This window comes from Salinispora mooreana, assembly GCF_000379065.1.
Classification (GTDB): Bacteria; Actinomycetota; Actinomycetes; order Mycobacteriales; family Micromonosporaceae; genus Micromonospora; species Micromonospora mooreana.
In genome coordinates this window covers 3,643,060-3,668,935 of the sequence record NZ_KB900614.1, presented here as the reverse complement: position 1 = coordinate 3,668,935, position 25,876 = coordinate 3,643,060, and the positions used below count along the sequence as shown (strand labels likewise).

Sequence of the window (25,876 nt, the reverse complement as noted above, 5' to 3'; positions counted from 1 at the left end):
ACCGTCACGACGAGCCGTCGCGAAACCGCGGGTCACTCGAGCGCGGCGAGTGCGGCGAGTAGTTGGTCCACGTGCTCCCGGTTGCTACCCAGCCCGATACTCGCCCGCAGTGCGGTCGGCGGCAGGTCCCGCCGACCGCTGCGGTCGGACGCCTCGGTCAGTAACCGCCGGGCGAACGGGTGGGCGCAGAACAGCCCGTCGCGTACCCCGATCCGGTGCTGTCGGGCCAGGTAGGCGGCGACCTTGGCCGAGTCCCGGCCACCCAGCACGAACGAGACGATCCCCACCCGCGGTGCGGTCGCTCCGAAGGCATGCAGCTCGACCGCGTCCGGCAACTCGGCGAGGCCCGCCCGTAGCCGGTCCAGCAGCCGCTGCTCGGCGTCGTGCAGCGCAGCCCGGTCGGCGCTGGCGAGGGCGTCACACACCGCGGCGAGCGCTACCGCACCGAGCAGGTTCGGCGTGCCGGCCTCGTGCCGGCCCGGCCCGGCAACCCACCGGATGTCGTGGGTCGCGACACCGACATGGCTGGTCGCGCCACCACCGGCCAGGTACGGCGGAGCCGCGTCCAGCCAGTCGGCCCGCCCGATCAGCGCTCCCGCGCCGAACGGCGCGTACAGCTTGTGACCAGAGATAGCCAGGTAGTCAAGATCGAGGGCGTGGACGTCAACGGGGGCGTGCGGGGCGAGTTGCGCCGCGTCCACGGCGATCCGGGCCCGGTGCCGCCGGGCCACCTGCGCCAGCTCGGCCAGAGGCCACCGCTCGCCCGTCACATTGCTTGCGCCGGTCACCGCGACCAGCACCGGCGGCTCACGGTCGGCGCCGCGGCGCAGCTCGCCGAGGGCGGCGTCGAGCGCGCGTACCGCACCGGCGGGGTGCTCTGGTATGGGCAGCCGGACCGGCCCGCGTGGCCAGGGGAGCAGGTTGGCATGGTGCTCGCCGCCGAACGTCACCACCGTGGTCCCGGCGGGTAGCGCGCGGGCCAGTAGGTTGAGCGCGTCTGTCGTGTTCCGGGTGAAGACGACGTGGTCGTCGGGGCGGGCGCCGAAGAAGTCGCCGACCGTCTGCCGGGCCTGCTCGTAGGCCAGGGTGCAGTGCTGCGACAGGGCCCCGGCGCCCCGGTGCACACTGGCGTACCAGGGCAGCAGTGCTGTCACGGCGTCCGCCGCGGCCTGCGCGCACGGGGCGCTGGCCGCGTAGTCCAGGTTGATCTGACCGGGGACGCCAAGTACGTCGAGTGGGCCGGTGACGGTCGGCGACGGGGTGAGGGCGCAGGTCATCAGGGTGGCTTCTCCGGGGTCAGGGACCCCGGGTGGGTGGACGGGGCCCGCGCTTGCCCGGCACGCGCCGCGCCAGGCCCGGTCATCACCCGGGGCACCCCACCGCGAACCTCGACGAGGGTTGCCGGCCAGCAAGCCGGGGCTTGTCGCTGGCGCTCGTGACCTGCTTGTCAGTCTAGCGGGCAGCGGTGTGGCCGGCCGGGCGGGTCGGTGGTGACTACGCTGACGGAATGGCCGACACCCCGCCCGGCGCGCCCCCGCCGTCGCCGATCACCGCCGCACCGACGGCCGCTCCGCAGATGCCGTTCCGCCGCCGAAACTGGCTTCGCTACCTCGTTCTGGCCGGGGTGATCCTGCTGATCGCGGCCTGCGCCGTGTTCATGCTCTGGTCCCTTGGTGACAGCCTCGGCGCGGAGGCGTTGCTGATCGGTGTGATCGTGGCGGTTCTTCCGGTCCCGGTGTTGGTCGCCTGCTTCCTCTGGCTCGACCGGTACGAGCCGGAGCCATTGCGCTATCTGGTCTTCTGCTTCGCCTGGGGCGCGTTCGTGGCCACCGCGGTGTCGCTGGTGGTAAACACCTTCGCTGCGGGCCGGTTCGAGGCAGCGGGTCTGTCAACCGCGCTCACGGCGGTGTTGGTCGCGCCCTTCATCGAGGAGCTGACCAAGGCGCTGGGGCCGATCCTGTTGTTGATCTTCCGGCGTCGGGAGATCTCCGGAATCACCGATGCCCTGGTCTACTGCGGGCTTTCCGCGATCGGTTTCGCGATGGTGGAGAACATCCTCTACCTCGGCGGGCTCGGATATCGGACGGGTGTGGAGGAGTACGGTCCGGCGACCGGCACGCAGCAGGTAATTTCGATCTTTATCATCCGGATCCTGCTCTTCGGGTTCGCCCACCCGCTGTTTACCTCCATGACCGGGGTGGGGCTGGGAATCGCCGCCCGTAGCGGCGATCGGCGGGTGCGGGTACTGGCCCCCGCGGCCGGCCTGCTGCTGGCGATGATGTTGCACGGTGCCTGGAACCTGCTGCCGACGTTGACCCAGGCCACCGGGGAGCTGTTGATTCAGCTCTACGGCCTCATCGGCGTCATGGTGCCGATCTTCTTCGGCATGGTTGGGCTGGCGGTCTGGCTGCGATCCTGGGAGGGGCGGCTCACGGAGCGAATCCTGCCCGACTACGTCCGCTCCGGTTGGCTTACTCCGCCGGAGGTGGCGACGTTGAGCAGTCTCGGCCGGCGGCACGCCGCCCGGGTGTGGGCCAAGCGGGTCGGTGGCGACCAGGGGCGTAAGGCGATGCGTGGTTACCAGTTCGCCGCCACCCGGCTCGCGCTGCTGCGGGACGGGATGCGCCGTGGGTTGGACGACCGCCCGGCGCAGCGGGAGCGGGCCATGGCCGAGGAACGGTACCTGCTGGAGCTGATCAGCGGCTACCGGGCGTTCTTTGTGGGCCGGGATCCGCGCGCTCCCGCCGGGGTATGGGACGGGCACCGCTACCATCTGCGGTTTCCGGACGGGTCGCAGCGAGCGGTAGCGGCGCCGGAAGAACCGGTGGTACCGATCCCGGTCGTGCTGGCGCCACCCGCTCCGCCCGGTTATCGGGTGCCGCCCGGCTATCCGCCACCGCCCGGCTATCCCGCTCCGTCCGGCTATCGGGTGCCGCCCGGCTATCCGCCACCGCCCGGCTACCCCGCTCCGCCCGGCTATCCGCCACCGCCCGCCGCCGGGCCGCCCGCCGCCGGGCCCCCTGGCCAGCTCTGACCCGGATCCTGCCTGACACCCGTCTGGGCGTCAGGCAGGACCGACGGTCACGTCATCAGACTGGTGAGGAAGTCGCCGAGGCCCTGTGCCAACGCCATCAGCACCCCCCCGATCGCTTTGACCATCTCCGCCGCGCCATCGGGTCGGAACGCCATGAAGTAGATCAGGAACGCGATGAAGCCCCAGAACAGCAACTTCTTGAGCAGTACCGGCATCGTCCCTCCCCAGGGCACCTGGTGCGGCTAACTTCCCGGGAAGGAGCGGAGCAAACAGCGGCCGGCGGGGGCCGTGGACCGGGGGCTACAGGTAGAGGCCGGTGGAGTCCGGCTCGACACGTTCGGCGGCGACGGCGTGTACATCTCGCTCGCGCAGCAGCACGTATCCGCGGCCGTGCAGCTCAACCTCGGAGCGGTCGTCCGGGTCGAACAGCACCCGGTCACCGGAGACGATGGAACGGACGTTCGGCCCCACCGCCACCGCGGCTGCCCAGGCCAACCGTTTGCCGACGGCGGCTGTTGCCGGAATCACGATGCCGGCAGTGGAGCGACGCTCACCTTCGCTGCCCTCCATGCGGACCAGCACCCGATCGTGCAGCAACCGGATCGGCAGGCCGGAGTCGAGATTCTCGTCGTTGGTCACGGGGCCAGACGCTACCGTGTCCCGTTCCGCCGCCCGGCCGTGGTTCCCCGGTGGCGGCCGTGGGGGCATCCGGTGGCAGGTTAACCCCCACGACGGTTGGCGTAACGGCGTATCCTGTCCGACCTATCGGTGGAGCGGATCGCGTCGACGCCAGGAGGTGCGTTTGAGCCGTTTCGAGCGGATGCGTGGAGGGCTTCGGCGCGCGTACGAGTCGTACCGGGTCCGGCGGCGATCGGCGGGCCTGCGCGCCGGGACGCCTGGTACCACCTCGTCGGCCGCGCCCAGCCCGGCACCAGCCCCGCCGCCGCCACCACCGGCCGTCAGCGGCGCGGAGACATCCGCGCCGCTGCACAGCTCGACGACCAGCCGGGACGACGCGGATGTGCCGCACGCGCTCCGGGTCGGGGCCGCGTGGTCCTGGCGGCTGCTCGCGATCGGGATCGTCGCCTGGGCCCTGCTGCGGATCGTGGGTCAGATCCGGATTGTGATCATCCCGCTGGCCATTGCGCTGTTGCTGTCGGCGCTGCTGGCCCCAGCCGTTGGTTGGCTACTCCGGGTCCGGCTCCCGCGGTCGCTGGCGACCGCCGTGGTGCTGGTGGGCGGGCTGGCCGCAGTGATCGGCACGCTGACCATGGTGGTCAATGAGTTCATCCAGGGTGTGCCGGAGCTGAGCGCGAAATCGTCCCAGGGCGTACGCCAGATCCAGGACTGGCTGAGAACCGGACCACTGGAACTCGACGACCGCCAGCTGAACAACTACATCAACGAGGCCGAGAAGTGGCTCAACGAGAATACGGCTGGGTTGACCAGCGGAGCGCTCTCCACCGCGGCCACCCTGGCCGAGGTGCTGACGGGCACGATCCTGGTGCTCTTCGCGACCTTCTTCTTCCTCCGTGACGGCAACCGGATCTGGCGCTTCCTGGTCCGGCTGGTGCCGGTCAACGCCCGTTGGAAGGTCGACGACGCCGGCCGGGCCTCCTGGCAGACACTCGGCGCGTACGTGCGGGCCACCGTGCTGGTGGCCTTCATCGACGCGCTCGGCATCGGCATCTTCCTGGTGATCTTCGATATCCCGTTCGCGTTTCCGCTCGCCGCGTTGGTCTTCCTTGCCTCGTTCGTTCCGATCATCGGCGCAACGCTGTCCGGCGGGGTCGCGGTGCTCGTCGCCCTGGTGGACAGCGGACTGATCACCGCATTGATCATCTTGGGTGCGGTGATTGGTGTGCAGCAGCTTGAGGGCCACGTGCTCCAACCATTGATCATGGGGCGGGCGGTGGCCATCCACCCGCTCGCGGTGATCGTTGGTATCGCCGCCGGCGTGGTACTCGCCGGGATCACCGGGGCACTGATCGCGGTGCCGTTGATCGCGGTGCTCAACACAGCCATACGCCGTCTCGCCGCCCGTACCGTCCCGGAGACCCCATCGGACGCTATCGTCGTCGAGAGCAGGGCCCCCTGATCGGGCGCTACCCGGTCACGCCCTGGCGAGACGTTCGAGGGCGCCGCGCGCCACGTCGCGACGGGTCGTATACCAAAACGGCGGAAGCGACCGGCGGAGGAAGGGGCCGTACCCCCGGGCGGTCTCCAGCCGGGAGTCGAGCACCGCGACCACACCTCGGTCGCCGGTGGCGCGGATCAGCCGGCCTACGCCCTGGGCCAGCCGGACGGCCGCGACTGGCACGCTGACCGCGGCGAACCCCGACCCCCCATCGGCATCGACGGCGGCGGCACGGGCAGCGGCGAGCGGCTCATCCGGCCGTGGGAAGGGCAGCCGGTCGACGACCACTAGCTGACAGGCGTCGCCCGGCACATCCACCCCCTGCCAGAGCGACATCACCCCGAACAGGCAACTCGCCTGTTCTTCGCGGAATCGGCGGACCAGCAGTGGCAGTGCCTGCTCGCCTTGAAGTAGCACGGGCAGGTCGGTGCGTTCCCGGAGCAGCTCCGCCGCCTGCTGCGCGGCCCGCCGGGACGAGAAGAGCCCGAGCGTTCGACCGCCGAGCGCCTCGACCAGCTCGAGCAGCTCGGCGCCGGCCGCATCGGGCAGACCGGAGGCGCTGGGCCGGGGTAGGTGTGCGGCGACGTAGAGGATCCCCTGCCGGGCGTAGTCGAACGGAGAGCCGACGTCGAGTGACGTCCAGTCCGGGCCGGAGGTGACCGGCGCATCGGTCGTGGCAGCCGGAACCTCCAGACCCAGAGCGCGGGCAACGGTGTCGAAGCGGCCCCCCAGGGTCAGGGTGGCCGAGGTGGCGACGACGGTGCGTTCCTCGTAAAGGTGCGTGGCGAGGGTTCCGGCCACCGAGAGCGGGGCGACCACGAGGGCCCGCCGCCCGGTGGTGTCGTTGCGCTCCACCCAGGCCACATCGTGGTCGGCTTCTTCCAGCAGCCGCTGCGCGGTGCCGGACAGCTCGTCGAGTACCGCCTTGGCCTGCTGTTTGCGGACCGGGTCCGGGTCGTCGGCCTTGACCTCACCGATCGCGTCGAGCGCCGCGCGGGTGGCGGCGTCGAGCAGCGTGCACGCCTCCCGCAGGGGGCTCGGCAGCCCGGTGGTGAGCCGCCCTGCGGGTGCTTCGGCGAGCCCGACGGCCAAGGCGTCCCCCGCCGCGGTGAGTGCCTCGGCCGTCTCCGGGCGGAGTAGTGGGCGGGCCTGACGGGTGGACCGGTCGATTGACTCCGGTACCAGCTCGGCCTGCGCGGCGGAGGAGACCCGATCGGCCAGCTCGTGCGCCTCGTCCACGATGAGCAGCTGGTGTGGCGGAACGATGTGTCGCCCGGCGAGCATGTCCACCGCGAGCAGGCTGTGGTTGGTCACCACGACATCGGCCTCGCGGGCGCGGGCCCGAGAGGCGTCGGCGAAGCACTCGGCGCCGAACGGGCAACGGGTCGCACCGACACATTCGCGGGCCGGCATGGACACCAAGCGCCAGGCCTGCTCGTCAACGCCGGGATCAAGCTCGTCCCGGTCGCCGGTGTCGGTCTTCTCGGCCCAGTCGCGTAGCCGCTGGACCTGCCGGCCGAGGCGCCCGGCCTCGCCGAGCCACGTCGTGCCGCCCGGCCTCGGAGCATCGAAGAGGGTGTCGCCCGGCTCCGCCTCGGTGGCGTTGTCGAGCCGGGCGAGGCAGAGGTAATGGTGCCGTCCCTTGAGCACCGCGAAGGTGGGCCGCCGACCGAGCAGCGGCTCCACTGCGTCGGCCAGCCGGGGGAGGTCGTGGTCAACCAGCTGGGACTGGAGCGCGAGGGTGGCGGTGGAGACCACCACCGGGCCGTCAATGGTGAGCGCGGGCGCCAGGTAGGCCAGGGACTTGCCGGTACCGGTGCCGGCCTGCACCAGCAGGTGCTCGCGGGCGGTTACGGCCGCCTCAATCGCCGTCGTCATCTCCTGCTGACCTGGTCGTGCCGCGCCTCCGGGGACCGCGTTGACAGCCGCAGCGAGCAGGTCGGCTCCGGTCACCCCGCCGCCGGAGCGCCGGCTGCCGGTTCGGGACTCTGGGCTGGCGGAATCGGTGGCGGTGCGGGGCGGGGTCACCGTGCGACGGTACCGGTCGGCGCCGACAGCCGGCTCTCGGCAGGCGGCGTGGCGTCGCCACGGTCTGACGACTGACCGGTGGTGTCCGGTTAGCACCCTGCTACGTCGGATCCACCGAATCGGCTAGGGTGCCAGTCATGCCGAGCGACGTGGTCCGCGTGATCTACCGCAAGTACGACGGCAGCGCCCACCGCGACTATCCGGCTCGCCGACTCGCCGGGGACGACCTCGGCGTCTGGCTCGGTGTGTCGGTCGGCACCCCCTCGGTCTACCACGGCCGCCCCTCGGTCGAGCAGATCCCGTTCGTGCTCTTGGTGCCGCACCACGCGTGGTGGACCGGCATGTTCAACCCGCCGCCGCGGACCAGCGAGGTCTACTGCGACATCGCCAGTCCGGCCCGCTGGGAGAACGACGACACCGTGCACCTCTTCGACCTTGACCTTGACGTGGTGCGCCGGCGTGGCTCTGGTCTGGTGGAGCTGCTGGACGAAGACGAGTTCGCCGAGCACCGCAAGCGGTTCGACTACCCGGACGAGGTGGTTTCCGAGGCCCACGCAGCAGCTCACTGGCTGTTCACTGCGTTGGGCGATGGCACCGAGCCGTTCGCTACGTCCTACCGCAAGTGGCTGGCCCTGGTGGTCTGAACGGGCTGGCTGGAGTGTGGCCCTCGGTCCGAGGGTCAGCACAACGCATCTGCGCCTCCGGTGACCACGCCAATCCGGCGGGCTCGGTCCCGGCTGCCGAAGGCTGGGTAAGGAGTCGCCCGGGTCTCGGGGGCGACCCGTCATGTCGGTTTGGGACTGGCGGGTGTAGCTGAGGCGGTCCGCTGAACCAGTCGAACCTCCGTAAGCCGGTTCGAGTGCTTCTTGGGTTCGACTGGGTGTCGCGAACACCTGCGGGGGATGTACCCAAATGTGTCTGCTGACTGTTGTCCCGGGGCTTGGGCCGGGCCGGAGCCGGTTCAGTGTGAGGTATATCCCTGCCCCTCCGTGCGTGCAGCTCGACAGCGCGCCTCACCGTATGTCCGTGGGTCCGTGTTCGGCATCGGACGGCTGGGGTATCCGCTTGCAGGCTCGGCGCCCCGGGCTGGAACGGAGGCCCGGAACCCAGTAAAGGTGAACGGAAAGTGAACCAAACATGAACGGGGGTAGGCGAGTGGTGGGCCGGTTCATTCGGCGTTTCGGCGGCACCTAGCATTCCCACTCAGGTCACCCCGCGAGGTGGCTGCCACCCCCCACCGACACGACGAGGTCCGTCCTGTGAAGTTTTCCTTCCGCCCGAACGAGGGTGCCTTCTACGAGCTCTTCACCAGGGCCGCGCAGAACTTGGTGCGGGGCACCGAACTCCTCAACGAGCTGGCCCTGCCCGGCGTTGTGGTGCAGTCGGTCAGTGAGCGGCTCACCGAGGTGGAGCACGACAGCGATCAGATCACCCACGAGCTGTACAAGAAGATCAACTCTACCTTCGTCACGCCGTTTGACCGGGAGGACATCTACCGGCTCGGCTCACTGCTCGACGACGTCATGGACCACCTGGAGGCGGTCGGCAACCTGCTCTACCTGTACGGCCTGACCGAGCTGCCGTCGCTGCCGCGGGAGATGCATGAGCTGGTCAACGTCTTGGACCAGCAGGCGAGGCTGACCGCCGAGGCGATGCCCCGACTGAAGTCGATGCGGGACCTCGAGGACTACTGGATCGAGTGCAACCGGCTGGAGAACGACGGCGACCAGGCGTACCGGATGCTGCTGGTCCGGCTCTTCTCCGGCGAGTACGACGCGTTGACCGTGTTGAAGATGAAGGAGGTCGCCGACGAGCTTGAGGCCGCCTGCGACGCCTTCGAGCACGTGGCGAACACAGTCGAGACAATCGCGGTCAAGGAGTCCTGATCCGTGACCCCTGAACTCGTCGCCGTGCTGGCGGTGATTGCAGTCGCGTTGGTCTTCGACTACACGAATGGATTCCACGACGCCGCCAACGCGATCGCGACCAGCATCTCCACCCGAGCGCTGACCCCCCGCGTTGCCCTGGCCATGGCGGCGGTCGGCAACTTCATCGGTGCGCACTTCGGCGCGGAGGTCGCCAAGACCGTCGGCAGCGGCCTGGTGGATCTGCCCACCGGGACGGCCAGCCTGGCGATCGTCTTCGCCGGTGTGGTCGGTGCCATCGTCTGGAACCTCGTCACCTGGTACTACGGCCTGCCGTCGTCCTCGTCGCACGCCCTGATCGGCGGTTTGGTCGGCGCCAGCGTGGCGGCGTCCGGCACGGTGCTGTGGACCGGTATCGGCCAGAAGGTCATCATTCCGATGGTCCTGTCGCCGATGGTCGGTCTCCTGCTCGGCTACATCGTGATGGTGGCGGTGCAATGGATCTTCCGGCGGGGGCATCCGGGCAAGCTCAACCGGGGCTTCCGCTGGGCCCAGAGTGCCTCGGCCGCGGCCATGTCGGTCGGACACGGCATGCAGGACGCGGCGAAGACGATCGGTATCGTGGTGCTCGCCCTCTTCGTCGGTGGCTTCCAGGACAGTCCGACGCACATCCCGGAGTGGGCCTTCTGGACCTCTGCGGCGGTGCTCGCCGCCGGCACGTACGCCGGTGGGTGGCGGATCATCCGGACCCTGGGCCGGAAGATTATCGACCTACGGCCGCCGGAGGGCTTCGCCGCCGAGACCGTGGCCAGCTCGGTGCTCTACTTCAATGCGCTGGTGCTGGGCGCGCCGATCTCCACCACCCACACGATCACCTCGGCGATCATGGGTGTCGGCGCCACCAAGCGGCTCTCCGCTGTTCGTTGGGGGGTCGCCGGCAACATCGTGGGCGCCTGGATTCTCACCTTCCCGGCGGCCGGCAGCATCGGCGCCCTGACGTACTTCATGGTTCGTCCGTTGTTCAGCTGAGCTGCGGGCAGGGGGCACTGGGCGTTCCGCCGGCCGGGATCTAGGCTCGCTCCATGACGAGCGACGGCGATGGTTTCCCTGCCCCATCGGCGCTGGTGGAGCATGCCCGCCGGTTCCGCGAGCAGGGGGGCGTCCCGGCGGCACCCCGGGTGGCGGCCACCGTACTGCTGCTTCGCCCCGCCGAAGCTGCTGCCGGGGACGGCGGGGCAGACCAGCCGAAAGGCCCCGCCGCCCCGCCGCCCGCCGGTCGGGACGGCCTCGAGGCATACCTGATCCGCCGGGTCGCGGCGATGGCCTTCGGTGGCGTGTACGCCTTCCCTGGTGGCGGCGTGGACTCATCGGACTCGACGGCCCACGTTGGCTGGGCCGGACCGAGCCCGGACCAGTGGGGAACCCGGTTGGGGCTGGCTCCGACGGCGGCGCAGGCGGTGGTCTGCGCCGCCGCGCGGGAGGTGTTCGAGGAGGCCGGGGTCCTGCTCGCCGGCCCCGACGCCGACACGGTCGTCGGTGACGTGTCCGGCGGTGACTGGGAGGCGGCCCGGGCAGCCCTGGAACGACGGGAGGTGGGCTTCGCCGACCTGCTTGCCCAGCGAGGGCTCACCCTCCGCTCGGATCTGCTGCTGCCGTGGAGCCGGTGGATCACACCCGAGTTCGAGCCGCGTCGCTTCGACACGTACTTCTTCGTCGCCCGGCTACCGGCGGGGCAGCGTACCCGGGATGTCTCCGGTGAGGCGGACCGCACGCTCTGGATCTCCCCGGCCGACGCCTGCGCCACCGGGGAGCTGACCATGCTTCCGCCCACCCTGGTCACCCTCGGGCAGGTGGCAGCCTGCCGGGACCTGGCCGGTGTCATCGCCGCCGCGGTGACCCGCGATTCGGCGAGTCCGGTGATGCCTCGGCTGGAGGACTCCGGCACCGGGCCACCCCGGTTTCTCCTGAGCTGACTGGCCGGTCAGGGTTTCCGGCCCAGCGTCGATGCTGGATTCGGCTGATTCGGGCCGCAGTCGGTAGGTTGCTGTCTATGCGATGTGGCTGACTCGTGGTTCGCCAAGGCGTACCCGCCCTCGGGACGATGGTGGAGCCGTGAGGCGAGCAGGTGGAGGCGCGATGGTCCGGAGCGGCTACGACGAGCAGCTTGATCGGTTGACTGGCGCCCTGGCGGTGATGAGCCGGGAGGCTGTGGCGGCGATCCGGGGTGCGGGCACCGCGCTGCTGGACGTAAACCGGGAGGCAGCCGAGCAGGTCATTCGGAACGACGCGGTCCTCGATGAGCTTCGCTGGGAGATCGAGGCAGCCGTTCCGGAGCTGCTCGCCCGGCAGCAGCCGGTCGCCTCAGACCTGCGCCTGGTGCTCTGCGCCATCCGGATTGCGGCCGACCTCGAGCGGATGGGCGACCTCGCCGTTCACATCGCCAAGGTCGTGCAGATGCGGTACCCGGTCATGGTCGTCCCGCCGCCGGCGGCAGCCGTGGTGACGGAGATGGCGGAAGCGGCGGCGCGGATCGCGGAGAAGGCCTCGACCGTGCTCACCACCCGTGATCCGCTGACCGCCATGCAGATCGGGCTCGACGACGACGAGGTTGACACCGCCCAGTCGCGCCTGTTGTCGCTCCTGTTGGCCAGCTGGCAGTACGGGGTGGAGAGCGCCATCGACCTCGCCCTGGTCGGCCGCTACTACGAGCGGTACGCGGACCACGCGGTCAACGTGGCGCGTCAGGTTGTCTACCTGGTCACCGGCACCATCCGGCGCTAGGCCGTCACGTCAGGGCCGGCCTCGCGACTCCGGGCGGGACGCAGACCCGGATTTCGGGGTTCCGCGATCGGGCAACTGGGGAGGCGCAGTGCCCTGAAAGTCCCAATGCTGATGTTCCCGGCCACGATCTTCGTCGTGGAGTTCACTTTTCGTTCACTTAGCGCCGGTCGCGCGGCTACCTGGGCCTTCTACCTTGACTTCTCGTACGGCCCGGACGGGCTGGCACACCCCGATAGAGAGGCTTTCTGGTGAACCGCAACGTGCTTTCGCGGCGCGTCCTCGCCGGCACCGCGCTCGCCGCGCTCGCGCTTACCGGCTGCAGCAGCAACAACGAAGGCGCCAATGACGGCGAGCTTTCGGGCGAGGTCAAGGTCAACGGCTCCAGCACGGTCGCTCCGCTGAGCGAGGCCGCGGCCACCTTCTACCGGGAGGTCCAGAGCGGCGTCAACGTCTCCGTCGGCACCTCCGGCACCGGCGGCGGCTTCGAGCGGTTCTGCAAGGGGGAGACCGACATCTCTGACGCCTCCCGTCCGATCAAGGAATCGGAGATCGAGGCCTGCGAGGCGGCCGGGATCCAGTACAAGGAGCTGGTCGTCGCCAACGACGCTCTCACGGTGGTCGTCAGCAAGGACAACGACTGGGCCGACTGCCTCACGGTTGACCAGCTCAAGACGATCTGGGAGCCGAACTCCAAGGTCGTCAACTGGAACCAGGTCGACCCCAGCTTCCCGGACGAGCCGCTGAAGCTCTTCGGCCCGGGTACCGACTCCGGCACCTTCGACTACTTCACCGACGAGATCAACGGTGAGGAGGGTGCCAGCCGCACCGACTACACCGCGTCGGAGAACGACAACGTCGTGGTGCAGGGCGTCGCCGGCACCAAGGGTGGCCTGGGCTACTTCGGCTTCACCTACTTCGAGGAGAACGCGGACAAGCTCAAGGCGCTCAAGGTTGACGGTGGCTCCGGCTGCGTCGAGCCGAGCCTGAAGACCGCGCAGGAGAACACCTACCAGCCGCTCTCCCGGCCGCTGTTCGTCTACGTCAGCGACGCCGCTGTCAAGAAGGAGCAGGTCGCGGACTTCGTCAACTTCTACATCGAGCGGATCGACGACATCGTCCTGGAGGCGAAGTACGTCCCGCTCACCGAGGAGCAGAAGAGCACCCTCCAGGCTGAGTTCGACGCCCTGAAGGCTGCGGCCTGAGGTGTCCACCAGTACCTCGAACGCCGGTTCCGCCGCAGGCAGCGCCCTGCGGCGGGGCCGGCGCCGCCCCGTTGACAGCACCGTAAAGGTCCTGCTCGTCGCTGCCGCGTTGGTCTCGGTCGCCACCACGATCGGGATCGTCATCGCACTGGCGCAGCCGACGGTCGGGTTCTTCCAGCAGGTCAGCATCGTTGAGTTCGTCACCGGCACGAGCTGGACGCCGACCTTCGCGCAGAAGGCCTACGGCGTCCTGCCCCTCGTCGCCGCCACGCTGACGGTGACCGGCGTCGCGCTGACCATCGCTGTTCCGCTCGGCCTGGGCTCGGCGATCTACCTCTCGGAGTACGCCAACCCGCGTACCCGCAAGGTACTCAAGCCGATCATCGAACTGCTCGCTGGCGTGCCGACGGTCGTGTACGGCTTCGTCGCGCTCTTCGCGCTCAACCCGCTGCTGCAGAGGTGGTGGCCGACCGACAACGGGCCGGCCTTCCAGAACCTGCTCATCGCGGGTATCGCGATGGGCATCATGATCGTGCCGACCATCGCCAGCATCTCCGAGGACTCGATGGCGGCGGTTCCGCGCAGCCTGCGCGAGGGCGCGTACGCGCTGGCCTCCACGAAGATGCAGGTGTCCACCCGGGTGGTGGTGCCGGCGGCGATGTCCGGCATCGTCGCCGCGGTTGTCCTGGGTATCTCCCGCGCGGTGGGGGAGACCATGATCGTTACGATCGCCGGTGGCCTCACCTCTGACCGGATTGTCCTCAATCCGCTGGAGGGGGCGGCGACCATGACCGCCTTCATCGCCAACATCTCCTCGGGCGACATCCCGGTCGGGTCGCTCGACTACGACTCGGTCTTCGCCGTCGGCGCGCTGCTCTTCCTCATCACCTTCGCGCTGAACGCGGTGTCGATCCGGATGGTCCGTCGTTTCCGGGAGGTCTACGAGTGAGCACCCCCACCATCACCACCGAGACCCGACCGGATTCGTCCGCGTCGGGTGACGCGCTTACCCAGCGCCGTAGCCGTCCGGGTGAGGTCGCGTTCCGGCTGGCGATGCAGGCTTGCCTGCTGATCGCCTTCGGCGTACTCGCCGCCCTGCTGACCTGGGTACTCGTCAAGGGCTGGAACCGGCTGGACTCCCGGCTGTGGACCGAGATGCCCACCGGTCTGGCGAGTCGGCTGGACGGTGCCGGCGTGCAGTCCGCGCTGGTCGGCACGCTTTGGATCATCTCGCTGGTCGCGTTGATCTGCCTGCCGATCGGCATCCTGTCCGCGATCTACCTGGAGGAGTACGCGGACAACACCCGCTGGTACAACCGGCTGCTGGAACTCAACATCCAGAACCTCGCCGGCGTGCCATCGATCATCTTCGGTATCCTCGGCCTGGGGATCATCGCCCGGGCGCTCGGCCTCGGGTTCACGGTCATCACCGCGGCGATCGTGCTGTCGCTGCTGGTCCTGCCAGTGGTCATCATCGCCACTCGGGAGGCCATCCGGGCGGTGCCGCAGTCGATCCGGCACGCCTCCTACGCCCTCGGTGCGACCAAGTGGCAGACCGTGTCGCGGCAGGTGCTGCCGTCGGCGGTTCCGGGAATCGCCACCGGGTCGATCCTGGCCCTGTCCCGTGCGATCGGGGAGGCTGCCCCGCTGATCGTCCTCGGTGCGGTCACCTTCATCACCTTCAACCCGGATGGGCTGGACAGCGGGTACACCGCGCTGCCGATCCAGATCTACACCTTCATCACCCGCTCGCAGTCGGAGTACACGGAGCTCGCTGCCGGTGCCATCGTCCTGCTGCTGGCGATTGTGCTCGCGATGAACTCGATCGCGATTTTCGTGCGTAACCGGTTCGAGAAGCGCTGGTGAGTAGTCCGATGACGGATCACCGGCTCCACCGTCCCACCCACCCCATCCAGAGGTGAGCACCGTGAACCCCACCGACACCACCATCCGGCCCGGCGTCAGCATTGCCGGCGTTGGCACCCCATCGACCGGAGCCCCCAGGTCCGACGCGGCAGACCCGGTGATGGAGCTCTCCGGCGTCAGCGTGTACTACGGCGCGTACGAGGCCGTACGCGATACGTCGATGCCGATCCAGGAAAAGCAGATCACGGCGATGATCGGCCCTTCTGGTTGCGGCAAGTCGACCATCCTGCGGTCGTTGAACCGGATGAACGACCTCATTCCTGGAGCCCGCGTCTCCGGGGCGGTGACTTACCACGGCCAGGACCTGTATGCCAAGGACGTTGACCCGATCGAGGTCCGGCGCCGTATCGGCATGGTCTTCCAGAAGCCGAACCCGTTCCCCAAGTCGATCTACGACAACGTGGCCTACGGGCCGCGGGTGACTGGCATGAAGGTCTCCAGCATGGACGACCTGGTGGAGAGGGCGCTGCGCGACGCCGCGCTCTGGGACGAGGTCAAGGACAAGCTCAAGACCAGTGGCCTGGCCCTCTCCGGCGGTCAGCAGCAGCGGCTCTGCATCGCCCGGACGATCGCCGTCCGGCCCGAGATCATCCTCATGGACGAGCCCTGCTCGGCGCTCGACCCGATCGCCACCGCGAAGATCGAGGACCTGATGTCGGAGCTGTCGAATGACTACACGATCGTCATCGTCACCCACAACATGCAGCAGGCGGCCCGGGTCAGCCACTACACGGCCTTCTTCACCGCCGAGGTGGACGAGCAGCAGGAGCGGCACGGTCGGCTGGTCGAGTTCAGTCAGACCGGCAAGCTCTTCACCAACCCAGCGGATAAGCGCACGGAAGACTACATCACCGGCCGCTTCGGCTGATCCCGCGGCCGGTGTCGATGAATAGGGTCGTCGAGAAGACGAAGGGTGACTACCGGGCAGAGGGGCGCTTTCTGCTGCTTGTGGTGGATGACGACAAGGTTGCCGGACCAGAGTTGGTGACGGAGTTGTCCGCGCTTCGGGTGCACGGGCGGTACTTTCCGCACGCCGCCGAGGCGCTGCTGGCCGCTGGTGCCCTGCAACCGGACGCGGCCATCGTGTCGGCTGGGCTCACCACCATGGCCAGCACCGAGTTGGTCCGGCTGCTGGTCGGGCAGGCCGGCATCCCCACCCTGGTCGGGGTGGGGGATGACGACGGGTCGGTGGTCGTCGGGGCGCTCCGGGCCGGCGCCACGGCCTGCGTCCGACGGCCGTACCGGGTGGACGAGATGGTGCCGATCCTGCGTGGGATCCGGCCGGAGAGCGTCGGCAGTCCGGACCCGCCGGTTGAGCTGGGCGGTCTCCGAATGGAGCCGGCCACGTACGAGGTGACGCTGCACGGCCGTCCGGTGCCACTGCCGTTGAAAGAGTTTCGCCTCCTGTACTTCTTCATGACGCATGCCGACCGGACGGTCAGCCGGGAACAGCTGTTGTCGGCGGTGTGGGACGGGTCGACCGGGGAGAGTTCGAACACCCTCACGGTGCACATCAAGCGGCTCCGCAAGCGGCTGGAGGCGGAGGGGGAGCAGCAGCCGCTCATCATCACGGTGCGGGGGCTGGGCTACCGCTTCACCCCGCCGGAGCAGACTGAGTCGTCCGCGACGACTCCTCGGTGACGCCCGCGGGGGTGGCCGCGACGGCGGCCACCCCGCGCCGAGGACCCGCGCCGTGGTCTGTCAGCCCAGTTGGTAGTTGACGTGCGCTGACCACCGGGCGAAGCCGAGCCGCTCGTAGAGGGCCACTGCCGCGGTGTTGGACTCGTCCACGTAGAGCATCACCCGGTCCAGGCCCTGCCGGTCTCGTAGGTATGCCAGCCCGGCCGCGGTGAGCGCTTTGCCGAGCCCTCCGCCGTGGGCGGCCGGGTCAACACCCAGCACGTACACCTCACCGATCCGGGCGGAGCCGGGCCGTTCGTGGATCTTGGTCCAGTGGAAGCCTAGTAGCTGCCCCGCCGGGTCGACGGCGAGGAGGAAACCGGCCGCGTCGAACCACGGCTCGTCGCGGCGTGCCCGCAGGTCGGCGGCGGTCCACCGGCCCTGCTCCGGGTGGTCGGCGAAGGCCCTGGCGTTGAGTGCCAGCCAGGCGTCGTCGTCGGCTCCGGGCCGGAACGGGCGCAGCGTCACCCCGTCGGGCAGGGGCGGCTCCGGGATCGGGGCGGTGAGTGGTCGGCGGAGCTGCCAGAGCACCCGCGTACGCCGGTAGTCCAGGTCCACGGCGAGCGCGGCGGCAGAGGGGTGGTCGCCGTGCGCCCAGGCGCGAAGCGGACCGGTTACAGCCGCCCGTACGCCCCGGGCCAGGGCTCGTCCGGTTCCCCGACGGCGGTACGCGGGGTGGACCGCCAACTCCACCCCGGTGCCGGCGGTCGGGTTGGTGATGTCCAGGTGCGCGTACCCGGTCAAGGTGCCGTCTGCGGCGTGGGCGGTGAGGTGGTGGGTGGGTGCCTGCGGGTCCCGGAGCCGGAGCAGGGTGTGCTCGTCGAACGGGTCCGCGCCGTCGGCGTCCCCCGCGGCTCGGGCGAGTGCCAGCACGTCGGCGATCTCCGGTGGACTGAGCCGATCGGTTCGGGTCACCCGGTCGCTGTCGGGTGCGGTGCTGTTCATCGGATCACGGTAGCCCGCCCACCGGTCAGTTCATGCTCGGTGGCAGCGCCGCGACCGGGAAGCGGGCGGTGAGCTCCGGCAGGATCTGGTTGAGCGCATCCACGGTGCCCTGCCGGGGTCCGCCCGCATCGTGCAGCAGCACGATCGAGCCGGGTTCCACCCCGTCGAGCACGGTCGTCGTGATGGGGTCGGCGCCGGGTGCATCCCAGTCCCGCGGGTCGATCGTCCAGTGCAGTGGGGTAAGGCCCAGTTCCTGGGCCGCCGACACGATCGAGTAGGTCCAGGCCCCTCCCGGCTGGCGGTAGTAGGCGATGGGGGCGTCGGGGACGGCGGCGTGGATCGCGTCGCTGGTCCGGATCAGGTCCGCCCGGATCTCGTCCGGTGACCGGGAGCCGAGGGCGATGTCATGGTCCCAGGTGTGGTTGCAGAGCGTGTGGCCGTCGGCCACGATCGCGTGGATCAGCTCCGGGTAGGCGCTGGCGTTCTTGCCGGTCACACAGAAGGTGGCGGTGACCCCGTACTCCCGCAGGGACGTGAGGATTTGTGGGGTGTACTGGGGGTTTGGCCCGTCGTCAAAGGTCAGGGCCACGGTCGAGGTTCCGGTGGTGCGCTGGGTGCCTTCGTCGTAGTAGTCGCTACTTGCGGTCGGCTCCGGGGAGGCCGACGAGCTCTCGTCAACCGCGGTTGGTTCCGGGGTCGCCGTCGTGCCGCCGTCGTGCGCCTCCGCGCTCGCGGGGTCGCCGTCGGGGGACGGGGTTTCGGAGGGAGCTGGTTGGTCGGTTGGGTGCGGCGTGGTGGTGGTGCTGCTGCTGGTGACCGATTCTCCCGTCGGCGCGATGCCGCGCCCGATCGCGAACGCGGAGCCGAGCAGCGCGATCACGACCACGGCTGCGATGGCGAGAGAACGGGTGGCTGGGGTGAGCTTCCTCAGCCCGCCCAATCGGGTGGAATCGCCGCCTTTCGTCTGCACCGTATGTACCCCCGTACTTACCGGTAAGTGGTCCTAGAACATGAGAATAGTCCCGATTATCGGTAATAATCGGGCGAATAGGTAGTAATAGATCAGACGGAGATCGGGGTGGGCTCCGACTCCGGTAGCGCCCGTGCGGGCGGGACAACGAACTTGTAGCCGACCTGACGGACGGTGCCGATCATCGATTCGTACTCGGAGCCGAGCTTGGCACGTAGCCGTCGGACGTGCACGTCCACGGTGCGGGTCCCGCCGAAGTAGTCGTAGCCCCACACCTCGCGCAGTAGCTGGTCCCGGGTGAAGACCCGCCCCGGATGCTGCGCCAGGAACTTGAGCAGTTCGAACTCCTTGTATGTCAGGTCGAGGGGGCGACCCTTCAGCTTCGCGGCGTAGGTGTCCGGATCGATGGTCAACTCGCCGGCTCGGATCGAGCTGTCGGCCCCCACGGTGGCGTCTGCCAATCGGCCGATCACTAAGCGTAACCGAGCCTCGACCTCAGCCGGGCCGGCTGAGGTGAGGATTACATCGTCAACGCCCCAGTCGGCGTGGAGTGCGATCAGCCCGGCCTCGGTGACGACTGCGAGCAAGGGCGCGTTAAGCCCGGTGGCGTGCAGCATGCGGCAGGTGTCCCGGGCCTCGCTCAGCTCGGAGCGGGCGTCGATCACGACCACGTCCGGGCTGGGGCCGGCGACCAGGGTGCGTACGTCGCGTGGGGCGGTGCGGACCGAGTGGGGCAGTAAGTCGAGCGCTGGCAGCACAGCGGATGGTTCACCTGCGCGTGCCGTCACCAGAAGCAGGATCTCCACGATCACCTCCGTCCCGGCGGCGCGGTGGCCGCGCGTGACCAGCGCGCACTCCGCACTGAGGGCACTGGGGTACTGCGTGGTCCCGGCGTCACTGACGGGCGGGTAAACAGGGTGAGCCTAACCGATTGCCGTGCGTCAACCTTCAACGTAAATCCGTTTTGTCTTTTACGTCCATAATTGGGGGGTGGGTTTTAACGTCACCGAAACCGTGCGGCCCGTGGCGCCGTGTGGTCTGGCACGATCGGTGGGTGCTTCCCTCCAGCAGGCCCGACACCGGCCGTGAGCCCTGGCCCGAACAGCCGTCCAGCGGTCCGCCCGCGCCGCGGGCCGGGGGCGACGATGGGCGGCCGGAACGCGGCGGCCCACGCCGAGCCCGGCGGGACGGGGAGCCGGGCCGCCGGCCTGCGGGCGACCCCGGCGACGGCCCTGACCAGGACGCGGAGGAGGCCCCGCCGGTCGAGGTGCGCCGATCACTCGCACTGGCCATCGCCGGCTTCGCGGCGCTGCTCGGGATGGGGCTGGTGCTGGCGGCGCAGACCAGCGACCCCGGGCACCGGATACCTTTCACCGTCGTCATCTTCGGCGTCCAGGTGCTCGCGGTGCTGAGCTGGACGATGGCGCTCCGCCCACCGGCGTTGATAACGGTGGCCGGGGTGGGCATCGTCGCCGCGATCGTCGCCGACACCGTCGCCGTCCGGAGCGATCCGGCCCGGCTGATGCCGCTGGTGCAGGTCCTGCTGGTCGGCCTGGTCGCTGCGGTTGTGGGGCAGTTCGTTCGGCGGGTCGACCGGGCGCAGGTCCTCGAGTCGTTGCGCGGCACCGTGCTCATCGTCGCCGGGGCTGTCGCCTTCCCCACCATGATTGTGCTTACCCGGATCCCGATGGGCACCCAGGTCATCATGGTCTGTCTGGTCGCGGCTGGGGTTGCGCTCGCCGTGGCCCGGATCACCGACGCGTTCGTCGCCTGGCCCCGGCTGGCCCCCCAGGTGCCGCGGGGCGCGGTCGGTGTGGTCGGCGGCGCCATGATCGGCACAATGGTCAGCGCGTTCCTGGGCAGCTATCTCGTCACCCCGTTCACCCCGACCAGGGCTGCGATCATGGGACTGGTCGCGGCGTTCGTCGCCGTCCTGGCCGACCTCGCCGTTGGGTTCGCCGAGGCGGGTCGAGAAATGGCCGGCGAGCCGACGCCCGGGTGGGCGATTCAGCACATCGAGGGTCCGCTCACCGGCTTCGCCCTCGCCGCACCGGCCGCGTACGGCCTGTGCAAGCTGGTTCTCTGAGCGGTCGGAGCGCCCTGGGTCCGGGTAGCCTCGCCGCAGTGACGGCGGTGTCAGGAGAGCGAGCGGTGACCGGAGCGACGACGGCGACAGGAGCGACAGTGGTGCCAGGAGGAGCTGTGACGACCGAGGAGCGCCTGTACCAGGACGAACGCCCCCGGCGGCAGCGCGGGCGGCGCGTGCTGGTCGTGCTCCTGGTCCTGCTTCTGGTCCTGGTCGGGCTGCTGGTGGTGGCCGACCGGTTGGCGGCGGGGGTGGCCGAACGTGCGCTGGCCGAGCAGGTCCGCGAAGAGCTCGCGACACAGGACGTACGGGCCGGGCCCCCCGAGGTCGAGGTGGGCGGCTTCCCCTTCGTCACCCAGGTCCTCGGCGGCCGCTACGAGCGCATCTCCATCCAACTCAATGAGGTCCGGGGATCAGTCCAGGGCGACGTGCTGGCCCTGCCGACCCTCGACATCGACGCCTACGACGTGACCGCATCACTGGACACCCTTCGCTCCGGACGAGGCCGGGTGATCGCCGGGAGCGTCACCGGCACCGGCACCATCAGCTACGACAGCCTCGCCGCCCGGCTCGACCGGGAGGGGCTGAAGCTGGGGGAGCGAGACGGCCAACTCGCGGTGACCGCTCCGGTGGAACTCCTCGGGCAGCGGGTGCCGGTCAGCGGCACCGCCGACATCACGGTTGATCAGGGCCGGGTGGCGCTGCGGTTCACCGACCTGACCCCCGAGGGAGTGCCGAACGGGTCGCTGGTCCAGGCGCTACTGAGCAGCTTCGCCGAGGGCATCTCCGTGGACGTGCCACTGCCAGTGCTCCCGTTCGACCTCACCGTCAGTGAGGTCCGGCCGTTACCCGAAGGGCTCCAGGTCACCGCGGAGGCGGTCGAGGTGCCGATCCACGCGGCGAGCTGAGGCGAGTACGTGTCCCGGATGCTGGTGTAGCCGCGGCTGGCGGCGATATCGCTGGTAGTCTCCCTGCCCATGGGGATGTTCCTCACCAAGCGGCGCGCGGTCGACCTGTGCCGTGTGGCCACCTGCCTGTGTCGCCCGGCCGGTTGACGGCGGGGCTGTTCTCGGCCGCCTGACGCGGCCTCCCAGCGCCCAGGCCTGCGCACCTGACGGGGTGCCTCCGCCTGCGCCAGCCAGCGGCGCCGTCGCACGAACCCGTGATCCGATCCGAGCCATGGATCCCGCGCGTGGTGGACCACTGACGCACCATGAACTCCCGCGCGCTGGCTCACCATCCATCCTCACCAGGAGTGATCTGATGAGTCGTGACACCGCACTCGTCTCGGCCGACTGGGCTGAGAAGAACCTCGAAACCCCGGGTGTCGTCTTCGTCGAGGTCGACGAGGACACCTCGGCCTACGACACCGGCCACCTGCCCGGCGCGATCAAGCTGGACTGGAAGACCGACCTGCAGGACCAGGTCCGCCGGGACTTTGTGAACAAGGACCAGTTCGCGGCGCTACTCTCCGAACGGGGCATCGCCAACGACGACACCGTCGTCCTCTACGGCGGCAACAACAACTGGTTCGCCGCGTACGCGTACTGGTATTTCGCGCTCTACGGCCACCGTAAGGTCCGGCTACTCGACGGCGGTCGCAAGAAGTGGGAACTGGACGCCCGCCCGCTGACCACCGAGGCGGTGTCCCGCCCGGCAACCCAGTACGTGGCCCAGGAGCCGGACCACACCATCCGGGCCTTCCGCGACGAGGTGGTGGCCGCCATCGGGACGAAGAACCTGGTCGACGTGCGCAGCCCGGACGAGTACACGGGCCGCCTGCTCGCCCCCGCCCACCTCCCGCAGGAACAGGCGCAGCGTGCGGGCCACGTGCCCACCGCGATCAGCGTGCCGTGGTCCAAGGCGGCCAACGAGGACGGCACCTTCAAGTCCGACCAGGAGTTGCGCGAGATCTACGCCGCTGCCGGGTTGGACGACAGCCGGGAGACCATCGCCTACTGCCGGATCGGTGAGCGCTCCTCGCACACCTGGTTCGTGCTCCAGGAACTACTCGGCCACCGGAACGTGCAGAACTACGACGGCTCCTGGACCGAGTACGGCTCGCTGGTCGGCGTGCCGGTGGCGCTCGGCGACGAGCCCGGGAAGGAGTGAACGTCATGACAGCTTCGACCACGGCCGGGTGCGCCGCCCCGGATCAGGCCGCCCCGCTGCCGGCCAGCCTCGACCTGGAGAAGGAGACCGTCATCACCGGCGTTGTCCGCGACGCTGCGGGTGAGCCGGTGACCGGTGCCTACGTCCGCCTGCTCGACTCCACCGACGAGTTCACCGCCGAGGTGGTCACGTCGCCGGCCGGGCAGTTCCGCTTCTTCGCGGCGCCAGGCACGTGGCGACTGCGTGCGCTGTCCCGGCACGGCAACGGTGACACTGTCCTCACCGCCCGCCGGGGCATCAACGAGGCGATCGTCCCGGTCGCCGTCGACTGACACCACGCGCTATCCGACTGCGGCCCGCTACCTCCGGTTGCGGGCCGCAGTCCTCCGGTCGCCTCGCACGCGGCCGACGATGGGCTGGAGGAACCGTCGGGAACAGCCGCCGTCGTGGTCGGGCCGCAGCAGGCAGCGCCAGCCGCGCGTCGGCAAGGTCGTCGGCGTGCAGGGTCACATGGACGACGAGGCGCGGTCGATCGTCGCGGTCGGGCGCGCTCATGCCCGTACGCCCGGGGTGAACCGGGACTGCCAGTCGCGCAGCGCCCGCTTGATCCGGATGTTCTCGTCCCGGGTCCTCCTCAGCTCGGTCTGTAGCGCGGACAGGTCCGCCGCGACCCGATAGAGGAAGAGTTCCACCTCGGATGCGTCGAGTCCCCGCCGGACCTGCGGGAACTGTTGCTGGCGTACCTGTTCGGGGGTCAACGGCCAGCGGGTCGCCGACCGGTGGTGCCCGCATGCGTTGCCGGCGTACGACCGGTGGCGGTCCACCTCGCTGTCGGTGCCGGTGGGGCGGCGCACGTTCGCACCGATCAGCGAGTCGGTGCGAGCAGTGGGGTGGCTCGGGGCGGGGCGGTCTCGCCAGCGACGGAATCGTCGGAACGGGTTACGCACGTCAACCACCTCTCCTGACCGGACGGGTCGGGGTGAGCCGTGCCCAGCCCACCCCGACCGGGGGATCGAGCCCTAACTCGTTGCCACGCGAGGAGGACCTGGTGCTCAACTTATACAAGGAAGCCAAGATAGGCAAGTAACACCTTAAACTTGTCGTTCTTGTCTTTCTCGTGATCGAATCGGAGGTGCCACGCGAGGAGTGACATGCCAGCGACACCGGACTACATCCGGATCTCCGACGAGATCATTGATGACATCAGGTCAGGCCGATACAAAGCGGGGGACAAGCTGCCCTCGATCGCTCAGCTCTGCGAGCGGTACCACGTAAGCCCGTCCACGATCCAGCTCGTCAACGTACGGCTGGAGGCGCTGGAGGTGATCAACCGTCACCAGGGCAAGGGTGTCTTCGTGACCGATCCGAAGACGTGGCTCCGTAAACCCTGACCCGCCGGTGTCGCCCGGCCTCGGGCAAGGCGCGCAACCGATGGTCGCGCGGCTGGCTGTTGACTGGCCGGTGCCACAGGCGTGGCGGTGGGGTGGACTACCACCAAGGTTTGCTTGGCCTAATCATCGGCTATGCCCGAAAGCTGCGCCAGGGCGCCTTGGGCGCCTTGGGCGATTTGAGCGTAAAGCCGGCTTCCGTGTCCTCGGCGGTAGTCCTGTGGGAGCTATGCCGCAAGACGGTGACAAATCGAACGTTCACTTTAACACTGTGAACTACTTGTCAGTGTGATCGTTCACCACATTCATCGTCCCGGCATTGATTTATCCCCAGTCCGGGTTCTAAGATTTCGCCGACTTCGATGTTCTCCCGTAGCCGCTGGTTGGCCGGTTGCCAGCCGCCGGCCAACCGGTGGAAGAAGGAAGGGGGCGGCTATTGTTCGCCTATGTCGTTCGAGCCCCTTTCCACTATGGAGTCAGCCCTCTGGGGGCTGCTAGGTAGCTTTATTGTGGAAGCACTCGAACTTGGCGCTGCGCTGCGCCGCGCGAAAACCCTGCCATGGAACCGCCCCGATGAGCCGGGACTCCCCGCATACCTGGCCTCAGTCGTGCTCCGGCTCGCCGCTGGCGCAGGGCTCGCCGCACTCATCGGAGCCGACGGGCAGCTAGCCAGCCCTTTCGCCGCCGGGCTCCTCGGCATCACCGCACCACTATTGATCGAAAAGATTCTGCGCCAGGTTGACATGGCGCCAGCCGAAGCCACCACACCGCACCACCACTCGACACTACCCCTCACCCGATCCGTACCACCCCCGATAGCAAAGGACCAGAAGCGGGCCCCGGGAGAAGCGGGCTCTTCCGATGTCGACTGACTCCTTCCGCCGCCAACTTGTGCTCGCGCTCGGTCGGTCCACCCCCGCCTTTCACTCACCACGAGCAGCCCGACCTGGCCGTTTAAGACACCTCATTGATGCCCTGAGCCGACGTACCCCAGCCTTCGCCAGCCAACAGACCGTAAATCTGTCCAGCGCTGATCTCCACCAGGACGACTCTCGCACCGCCGACCTCCGCAAGTCCGACCTGGCTGGCGTGGAGCTCAACAACAGGGACCTTCGCGAGACTGATCTCATCGGTGTCAACCTCGCCCGCGCCAATTTCGCTGGCGTTGACCTCACCGGTGCGAACCTTGCCGGTGTTGACCTCCGCGGCGCGAACCTCACCGACGTCGACCTCACGGGCGCGAACCTCGCCGGTGTTGACCTCCGCGGCGCGGACCTCACCGACGTCAACCTCACTGGCACGCTGCTCATCGGTGCCGACCTCACCGGTGTTGACCTTGCCGGCGTCAACCTGGCCGGTGTTGACCTTCGCGGAGTCAATCTCACCGGCGTCGACCTCACCAGAGCCGATCTTCGTGAGGCCAACCTCGATCGCGCCAACCTCACCGGCGTCAACCTCCGCGAGGCCAACCTCTACGGTGCCGTTCTCACCAGCACCACACTCGCGGGGGCACGGTGGGATTGGGCCACTATCTGGCCACCCGAGCGGGCAGCGGAGATCTGGTTCCGGTCGGCGGAATGGCCGGATCAACCGGGCGTTTACGTCGTGCTACCAGACGCTGGCGGCCGGATTCGCCCATCCGTTGTCGTGTGACCGGGCACGTAGGCGTCGAGTGAACGCTGTCGCTGGTCCGGAGCGGCCTATCGAGGGCCCGAGATTGCG

Annotated in this window: 27 protein-coding genes, 2 pseudogenes and 1 riboswitch; of the genes and pseudogenes, 20 read left to right on the top strand and 9 right to left on the bottom strand. The window is 69.1% G+C overall.

Going from position 1 to position 25,876, the window contains the following annotated elements; translation table 11 throughout:
* Nucleotides 1–32 precede the first annotated feature (32 nt).
* Nucleotides 33–1,277 (bottom strand): aminotransferase class V-fold PLP-dependent enzyme, encoded by a 1,245-nt coding sequence (locus SALPAC6_RS0117465; RefSeq protein WP_018254661.1) that lies wholly within the window; start codon nucleotides 1,275–1,277, stop codon nucleotides 33–35.
* Between the two features lie 44 nt (nucleotides 1,278–1,321).
* A riboswitch (SAM riboswitch) is annotated at nucleotides 1,322–1,441 on the bottom strand.
* A 24-nt stretch (nucleotides 1,442–1,465) separates the two neighbouring features.
* Between SALPAC6_RS0117465 and SALPAC6_RS0117460 the strand changes: the two genes are divergently transcribed.
* Entirely contained in the window at nucleotides 1,466–3,034 is a 1,569-nt protein-coding gene (locus SALPAC6_RS0117460; protein ID WP_018254660.1) for a PrsW family intramembrane metalloprotease, read from the top strand.
* Between the two features lie 47 nt (nucleotides 3,035–3,081).
* On the opposite strand, the gene SALPAC6_RS29730 is transcribed toward SALPAC6_RS0117460, so the two are convergent.
* Together SALPAC6_RS29730 and SALPAC6_RS0117450 are read right to left on the bottom strand one after the other, a co-directional pair.
* Nucleotides 3,082–3,249, bottom strand: a complete 168-nt coding sequence (locus SALPAC6_RS29730) for a hypothetical protein (protein WP_018218073.1) — start codon at nucleotides 3,247–3,249, stop codon at nucleotides 3,082–3,084.
* 85 nt (nucleotides 3,250–3,334) lie between these two features.
* The gene (locus SALPAC6_RS0117450) at nucleotides 3,335–3,673 is read right to left on the bottom strand and encodes a GroES family chaperonin (RefSeq protein ID WP_018221608.1); all 339 of its coding nucleotides are present in this window, start codon (nucleotides 3,671–3,673) and stop codon (nucleotides 3,335–3,337) included.
* 181 nt (nucleotides 3,674–3,854) lie between these two features.
* Here SALPAC6_RS0117450 and SALPAC6_RS0117445 point away from each other — a divergent pair, with 181 nt between their 5' ends.
* A complete protein-coding gene (locus SALPAC6_RS0117445) occupies nucleotides 3,855–5,132 on the top strand; it encodes an AI-2E family transporter (RefSeq protein ID WP_018254659.1) in 1,278 nt (425 codons plus the stop codon).
* 15 nt (nucleotides 5,133–5,147) lie between these two features.
* Here SALPAC6_RS0117445 and SALPAC6_RS0117440 read toward each other — a convergent pair whose 3' ends face one another.
* Nucleotides 5,148–7,199: an ATP-dependent DNA helicase gene (locus tag SALPAC6_RS0117440; protein WP_018254658.1), complete on the bottom strand. Its 2,052-nt coding sequence runs from the start codon at nucleotides 7,197–7,199 to the stop codon at nucleotides 5,148–5,150.
* Nucleotides 7,200–7,336: 137 nt separating this feature from the next.
* Here SALPAC6_RS0117440 and SALPAC6_RS0117435 point away from each other — a divergent pair, with 137 nt between their 5' ends.
* The 10 genes from SALPAC6_RS0117435 (at nucleotide 7,337) to SALPAC6_RS0117385 (ending at nucleotide 16,614) form a co-directional block, all read left to right on the top strand.
* A complete protein-coding gene (locus SALPAC6_RS0117435; RefSeq protein ID WP_018254657.1) occupies nucleotides 7,337–7,843 on the top strand; it encodes a DUF402 domain-containing protein in 507 nt (168 codons plus the stop codon).
* A gap of 615 nt (nucleotides 7,844–8,458) precedes the next feature.
* Nucleotides 8,459–9,085, top strand: a complete 627-nt coding sequence (locus SALPAC6_RS0117430) for a DUF47 domain-containing protein (RefSeq protein WP_018254656.1) — start codon at nucleotides 8,459–8,461, stop codon at nucleotides 9,083–9,085.
* 3 nt (nucleotides 9,086–9,088) lie between these two features.
* Nucleotides 9,089–10,093 (top strand): inorganic phosphate transporter, encoded by a 1,005-nt coding sequence (locus SALPAC6_RS0117425; RefSeq protein WP_018254655.1) that lies wholly within the window; start codon nucleotides 9,089–9,091, stop codon nucleotides 10,091–10,093.
* Between the two features lie 53 nt (nucleotides 10,094–10,146).
* Nucleotides 10,147–11,037: an NUDIX hydrolase gene (locus SALPAC6_RS0117420; RefSeq protein WP_018254654.1), complete on the top strand. Its 891-nt coding sequence runs from the start codon at nucleotides 10,147–10,149 to the stop codon at nucleotides 11,035–11,037.
* Between the two features lie 163 nt (nucleotides 11,038–11,200).
* Nucleotides 11,201–11,845 (top strand): phosphate signaling complex protein PhoU, encoded by a 645-nt coding sequence (gene phoU, locus SALPAC6_RS0117415; protein WP_018254653.1) that lies wholly within the window; start codon nucleotides 11,201–11,203, stop codon nucleotides 11,843–11,845.
* Between the two features lie 248 nt (nucleotides 11,846–12,093).
* Nucleotides 12,094–13,047 carry a PstS family phosphate ABC transporter substrate-binding protein gene (locus SALPAC6_RS0117405; protein WP_018254652.1) on the top strand — a complete coding sequence of 318 codons (954 nt, stop codon included), beginning with the start codon at nucleotides 12,094–12,096 and terminating at the stop codon, nucleotides 13,045–13,047.
* A gap of 1 nt (nucleotide 13,048) precedes the next feature.
* Nucleotides 13,049–13,996 carry a phosphate ABC transporter permease subunit PstC gene (gene pstC, locus SALPAC6_RS0117400; RefSeq protein ID WP_018254651.1) on the top strand — a complete coding sequence of 316 codons (948 nt, stop codon included), beginning with the start codon at nucleotides 13,049–13,051 and terminating at the stop codon, nucleotides 13,994–13,996.
* Nucleotides 13,993–14,913, top strand: a complete 921-nt coding sequence (pstA, locus tag SALPAC6_RS0117395) for a phosphate ABC transporter permease PstA (protein WP_018254650.1) — start codon at nucleotides 13,993–13,995, stop codon at nucleotides 14,911–14,913. The genes pstC and pstA overlap by 4 nt, the downstream gene beginning before the upstream one ends.
* A 61-nt stretch (nucleotides 14,914–14,974) precedes the next feature.
* On the top strand, nucleotides 14,975–15,841 hold the full coding sequence (pstB, locus tag SALPAC6_RS0117390) for a phosphate ABC transporter ATP-binding protein PstB (protein WP_018254649.1): 867 nt from the start codon (nucleotides 14,975–14,977) through the stop codon (nucleotides 15,839–15,841).
* Between the two features lie 17 nt (nucleotides 15,842–15,858).
* Nucleotides 15,859–16,614, top strand: a complete 756-nt coding sequence (locus tag SALPAC6_RS0117385) for a winged helix-turn-helix transcriptional regulator (RefSeq protein ID WP_018254648.1) — start codon at nucleotides 15,859–15,861, stop codon at nucleotides 16,612–16,614.
* A 60-nt stretch (nucleotides 16,615–16,674) separates the two neighbouring features.
* On the opposite strand, the gene mshD is transcribed toward SALPAC6_RS0117385, so the two are convergent.
* From mshD to SALPAC6_RS0117370, 3 genes are all read right to left on the bottom strand, one after another.
* A complete protein-coding gene (gene mshD, locus SALPAC6_RS0117380) occupies nucleotides 16,675–17,598 on the bottom strand; it encodes a mycothiol synthase (protein ID WP_018254647.1) in 924 nt (307 codons plus the stop codon).
* Nucleotides 17,599–17,623: 25 nt separating this feature from the next.
* Nucleotides 17,624–18,538 (bottom strand): polysaccharide deacetylase family protein, encoded by a 915-nt coding sequence (locus SALPAC6_RS0117375; RefSeq protein ID WP_018254646.1) that lies wholly within the window; start codon nucleotides 18,536–18,538, stop codon nucleotides 17,624–17,626.
* Nucleotides 18,539–18,660: 122 nt separating this feature from the next.
* Nucleotides 18,661–19,380, bottom strand: coding sequence for a winged helix-turn-helix transcriptional regulator (locus SALPAC6_RS0117370; protein WP_018254645.1), 720 nt, complete (start codon nucleotides 19,378–19,380; stop codon nucleotides 18,661–18,663).
* A gap of 242 nt (nucleotides 19,381–19,622) precedes the next feature.
* Between SALPAC6_RS0117370 and SALPAC6_RS0117365 the strand changes: the two genes are divergently transcribed.
* The 5 genes and pseudogenes from SALPAC6_RS0117365 (at nucleotide 19,623) to SALPAC6_RS0117350 (ending at nucleotide 23,098) form a co-directional block, all read left to right on the top strand.
* Nucleotides 19,623–20,654: a hypothetical protein gene (locus SALPAC6_RS0117365; protein ID WP_026189781.1), complete on the top strand. Its 1,032-nt coding sequence runs from the start codon at nucleotides 19,623–19,625 to the stop codon at nucleotides 20,652–20,654.
* A 116-nt stretch (nucleotides 20,655–20,770) separates the two neighbouring features.
* Nucleotides 20,771–21,562: an LmeA family phospholipid-binding protein gene (locus SALPAC6_RS0117360; RefSeq protein WP_018254643.1), complete on the top strand. Its 792-nt coding sequence runs from the start codon at nucleotides 20,771–20,773 to the stop codon at nucleotides 21,560–21,562.
* A 36-nt stretch (nucleotides 21,563–21,598) separates the two neighbouring features.
* A pseudogene (locus SALPAC6_RS31305) lies at nucleotides 21,599–21,735 on the top strand (Ms5788A family Cys-rich leader peptide).
* A gap of 182 nt (nucleotides 21,736–21,917) precedes the next feature.
* Nucleotides 21,918–22,766 (top strand): sulfurtransferase, encoded by an 849-nt coding sequence (locus tag SALPAC6_RS0117355; protein WP_018254642.1) that lies wholly within the window; start codon nucleotides 21,918–21,920, stop codon nucleotides 22,764–22,766.
* On the top strand, nucleotides 22,763–23,098 hold the full coding sequence (locus SALPAC6_RS0117350) for a DUF1416 domain-containing protein (protein WP_018254641.1): 336 nt from the start codon (nucleotides 22,763–22,765) through the stop codon (nucleotides 23,096–23,098). The genes SALPAC6_RS0117355 and SALPAC6_RS0117350 overlap by 4 nt, the downstream gene beginning before the upstream one ends.
* Nucleotides 23,099–23,125: 27 nt before the next feature.
* Here SALPAC6_RS0117350 and SALPAC6_RS30370 read toward each other — a convergent pair.
* Both SALPAC6_RS30370 and SALPAC6_RS0117345 read right to left on the bottom strand, forming a co-directional pair.
* Nucleotides 23,126–23,321, bottom strand: a pseudogene (locus tag SALPAC6_RS30370) (hypothetical protein).
* Nucleotides 23,318–23,722 (bottom strand): DivIVA domain-containing protein, encoded by a 405-nt coding sequence (locus SALPAC6_RS0117345; protein ID WP_018254640.1) that lies wholly within the window; start codon nucleotides 23,720–23,722, stop codon nucleotides 23,318–23,320. Before SALPAC6_RS0117345 ends, SALPAC6_RS30370 begins: the two are co-directional and overlap by 4 nt.
* 195 nt (nucleotides 23,723–23,917) lie before the next feature.
* On the opposite strand from SALPAC6_RS0117345, the gene SALPAC6_RS0117340 reads away from it, so the two are divergent.
* From SALPAC6_RS0117340 to SALPAC6_RS28020, 3 genes are all read left to right on the top strand, one after another.
* Nucleotides 23,918–24,157 carry a winged helix-turn-helix domain-containing protein gene (locus SALPAC6_RS0117340; protein ID WP_018254638.1) on the top strand — a complete coding sequence of 80 codons (240 nt, stop codon included), beginning with the start codon at nucleotides 23,918–23,920 and terminating at the stop codon, nucleotides 24,155–24,157.
* Between the two features lie 443 nt (nucleotides 24,158–24,600).
* Nucleotides 24,601–25,026 carry a hypothetical protein gene (locus SALPAC6_RS28025; protein ID WP_080516543.1) on the top strand — a complete coding sequence of 142 codons (426 nt, stop codon included), beginning with the start codon at nucleotides 24,601–24,603 and terminating at the stop codon, nucleotides 25,024–25,026.
* Nucleotides 25,016–25,807 (top strand): pentapeptide repeat-containing protein, encoded by a 792-nt coding sequence (locus tag SALPAC6_RS28020; protein WP_223874229.1) that lies wholly within the window; start codon nucleotides 25,016–25,018, stop codon nucleotides 25,805–25,807. Before SALPAC6_RS28025 ends, SALPAC6_RS28020 begins: the two co-directional genes overlap by 11 nt.
* Nucleotides 25,808–25,876 lie beyond the last annotated feature (69 nt).

What these genes read in the sequence shown, in the direction of transcription:
- SALPAC6_RS0117465 (WP_018254661.1), bottom strand. Translation starts at nt 1,277, where the DNA reads ATGACCTGCGCCCTCACCCCGTCGCCGACCGTCACCGGCCCACTCGAC.
- SALPAC6_RS29730 (WP_018218073.1), bottom strand. Translation starts at nt 3,249, where the DNA reads ATGCCGGTACTGCTCAAGAAGTTGCTGTTCTGGGGCTTCATCGCGTTC.
- SALPAC6_RS0117445 (WP_018254659.1), top strand. Translation starts at nt 3,855, where the DNA reads ATGCGTGGAGGGCTTCGGCGCGCGTACGAGTCGTACCGGGTCCGGCGG.
- SALPAC6_RS0117435 (WP_018254657.1), top strand. Translation starts at nt 7,337, where the DNA reads ATGCCGAGCGACGTGGTCCGCGTGATCTACCGCAAGTACGACGGCAGC.
- SALPAC6_RS0117420 (WP_018254654.1), top strand. Translation starts at nt 10,147, where the DNA reads ATGACGAGCGACGGCGATGGTTTCCCTGCCCCATCGGCGCTGGTGGAG.
- phoU (WP_018254653.1), top strand. Translation starts at nt 11,201, where the DNA reads ATGGTCCGGAGCGGCTACGACGAGCAGCTTGATCGGTTGACTGGCGCC.
- SALPAC6_RS0117385 (WP_018254648.1), top strand. Translation starts at nt 15,859, where the DNA reads ATGAATAGGGTCGTCGAGAAGACGAAGGGTGACTACCGGGCAGAGGGG.
- mshD (WP_018254647.1), bottom strand. Translation starts at nt 17,598, where the DNA reads ATGAACAGCACCGCACCCGACAGCGACCGGGTGACCCGAACCGATCGG.
- SALPAC6_RS0117355 (WP_018254642.1), top strand. Translation starts at nt 21,918, where the DNA reads ATGAGTCGTGACACCGCACTCGTCTCGGCCGACTGGGCTGAGAAGAAC.
- SALPAC6_RS0117340 (WP_018254638.1), top strand. Translation starts at nt 23,918, where the DNA reads ATGCCAGCGACACCGGACTACATCCGGATCTCCGACGAGATCATTGAT.
- SALPAC6_RS28025 (WP_080516543.1), top strand. Translation starts at nt 24,601, where the DNA reads ATGTCGTTCGAGCCCCTTTCCACTATGGAGTCAGCCCTCTGGGGGCTG.
- SALPAC6_RS28020 (WP_223874229.1), top strand. Translation starts at nt 25,016, where the DNA reads ATGTCGACTGACTCCTTCCGCCGCCAACTTGTGCTCGCGCTCGGTCGG.